The organism is Mesorhizobium sp. M7A.F.Ca.CA.004.04.2.1 (assembly GCF_004022825.1).
Lineage (GTDB): Bacteria > Pseudomonadota > Alphaproteobacteria > Rhizobiales > Rhizobiaceae > Mesorhizobium.
The window spans coordinates 1-2501 of the sequence record NZ_RZPH01000900.1 but is presented as its reverse complement, the minus strand read 5'-3'; the positions used below and the strand labels follow the sequence as shown (position 1 = coordinate 2501).

Genomic DNA, 2501 nt, shown 5'->3' with positions numbered 1-2501 from the left:
CGCTCAGCCAGACGGATCGCTATCGCGGCGTCGCCTTCCTGGTGTTCCGCTATTTCGCCCTGCGCCGCGAACTCTCCAAGCTGCAGCGCTGGGCGCGGACCGGGCAGTATCGCAAGGGCGGTTGGTTCGAGCATCCGCTCAGCCAGGTTGGCTTTGCCGGGCTTTCGGCGCTGATCCTGTGGCCATTCTTCGGCCTTCACTTCGGCGGCCTGGCACTGGCCGCGATCCTCACATCGGTGGTCGCCCTGCATGAGCTTGGCCATATGGCGGCGTTCCGGCTTATGGGCCACAACCGGGCACGGATGATCTTCATTCCGCTGCTCGGCGGCATCGCCATTGGCGGGCGGCCCTATGACAGCCGTTTCGAGGTGGCTTTCGTGGCGCTGATGGGCGCCGGCTTCTCCGCATTCCTGGTGCCGGTTGTGATCGCTGCCAGCACCTTTGCCGGCGCGGAAGGCCACCGGCTGGCGGCGGCCCTGCTGGCGACCCTGGCGGGCTTCGCCGCACTGTTCAACATCGCCAATCTGGTGCCGGTGTGGAAGTTCGACGGCGGTCAGGTGCTGCGCCAGATCTGTCCGGGACCGGTCGCACTGGCGCTGGCTTCCTTCTTCCTGCTCTCGGCTTTCCTGGCTGTCGGTTGGCAGGCCGGCTTTTCCTCCAATTTCCTGCTCGCGACGGGAGCGGTGTTTTCGATCCTCAGCCTGCTGACGATGAGCAGCGGGGTCAAGCCGCGTTACGAGCTGAAGCCGATCCGCACCATCGACCGCCTCGCCATGGCCGCGGCGTTGCTGGCGGTGTTCGCCATCCATGGCTATGGCGTGTTGTGGGCCTCCGCCCAACTGATTTGAGCCGTACCGGATCCGGAAGGATCAGCCCGCCTTGCGCTCGGCTTCGACAGGCAAGACCGTGGCGGGACCGAACACATCCTCGAAGGCGGATTTCAACGCGAGATCAAGGTCGGCCATTCCCAGGGGAAGGCCGAGATCGACGAGGCTGGTGACGCCGTGGTCCTGCACGCCGCAAGGCACGATGCCGCTGAAATGGTCGAGATCGGGCTCGACATTGATGGCGATGCCATGAAAACTCACCCAGCGCCGCAGCCGGATGCCTATGGCCGCGATCTTGTCCTCGGCCGGCGAGCCGTCCGGCAGGGCAGGGCGATCCGGCCGCACGACCCAGACGCCGACCCGGTCCTCGCGGCGTTCGCCCTGCACGTTGAAGGCGGCGAGCGTGCCGATGATCCACTGTTCGAGCGCCGCGACGAAGGCGCGGACGTCCTCACGCCGCCGCTTCAGATCAAGCATGACATAGGCGACCCGCTGGCCCGGCCCATGATAGGTGTATTCGCCGCCGCGGCCGGCCGCAAATACCGGGAAGCGGCTGGCGTCGATCAGATCCTCGCCGCGAGCGCTGGTGCCGGCCGTGTAGAGCGGCGGGTGTTCGACCAGCCAGACCATTTCGCCGGCAGCGCCGCTGCGGATCGCCTCGGCGCGCGCCTCCATGAAGGCAAGTGCTTCGCGATAGGCGGTAAGGCCGGGCTCGATCAGCCATTCGACCGGTGCTGAACCGGGGAGCGGCAGGAACGACGTGGCGATCTGGCTGCGTTCGGGCATGGCGTATCGTCTTTTCGCTTATGCATGTCGCGTCCCAAAACCGCCTCGCACCTTTGGGTGACATCAACTTGCCTTCCATATGGCGATATCAGGCGCAAACGTCCAGTTCCGGCGCTGCGTTCGGACCCTGTGGAGCATTATGCCAATCGCCTGACATTATTGCTTGCCGTGCACTTGTTTCGCCGGAAACGATTTGCTACACGCCGCGAGCCGGTCGGTTCCGGCTCTACCACGTGCGGTCGTGGCGGAATTGGTAGACGCGCAGCGTTGAGGTCGCTGTGGGGCAACCCGTGGAAGTTCGAGTCTTCTCGACCGCACCATTTTCCTTCCCAGATCCCGATTGTGCAAGCTCCGCCCGCTGCGGGCCGGGCGCATTTCGTTTGATATTCCCGCGCTTTACGCCACTTTCTTTTTGAGCGTCGGATTCTCCCAAAACCGGTTTCCCCTTTGGGTCCGATGCTCTAGACCTGATTTGCACCTTTTCCGGGATTCTTGTGGCGGGAGGCGCTGGTGGAAGGCGAGCACGAACGGACGATTGGCGCCAGGGCCGCCGAGGAGCACCACGCCGACATCTATGGCGAGGACGGCGCCGTGCTTTCGTCCTTCCTGGCGCGGATTGGCGCGGCGATCGCCGACCGCGACACGCTGACCCTCAAGCATGAAGTCGACGACCTGCACCAGTCGGAACTCGGCGACCTGCTCGAGGCGCTGCATCCCGAACAGCGCCACGCGCTGGTCGAGCTCCTGGGCGCCGATTTCGACTTCTCCTCGCTGACCGAGGTCGACGAGGCGATCCGTATGGAGATCGTCGACAGTCTGCCCAATGCGCAGATCGCGCAGGCGGTACAGGAGCTCGATTCCGACGACGCCGTCTACATTCTCGAAGAC

At 64.7% G+C, this 2501-nt stretch carries 2 protein-coding genes, 1 tRNA gene and 1 pseudogene; 3 read left to right on the top strand and 1 reads right to left on the bottom strand.

The genetic code is table 11. From position 1 onward, the window contains the following. Positions 1-848: site-2 protease family protein (locus EN893_RS28890; RefSeq protein WP_128361981.1), on the top strand; the 848-nt coding region annotated here is incomplete at its 5' end. A 21-nt stretch (positions 849-869) separates the two neighbouring features. Here EN893_RS28890 and lipB read toward each other — a convergent pair. Continuing rightward, positions 870-1613: a lipoyl(octanoyl) transferase LipB gene (lipB, locus tag EN893_RS28885; protein WP_127268001.1), complete on the bottom strand. Its 744-nt coding sequence runs from the start codon at positions 1611-1613 to the stop codon at positions 870-872. Between the two features lie 235 nt (positions 1614-1848). Here lipB and EN893_RS28880 point away from each other — a divergent pair. Both EN893_RS28880 and EN893_RS28875 read left to right on the top strand, forming a co-directional pair. Then, a tRNA-Leu gene (locus EN893_RS28880) sits at positions 1849-1933 on the top strand. A 190-nt stretch (positions 1934-2123) separates the two neighbouring features. Next, positions 2124-2501 (top strand): annotated as a pseudogene (locus EN893_RS28875) (magnesium transporter); the annotation flags it as partial.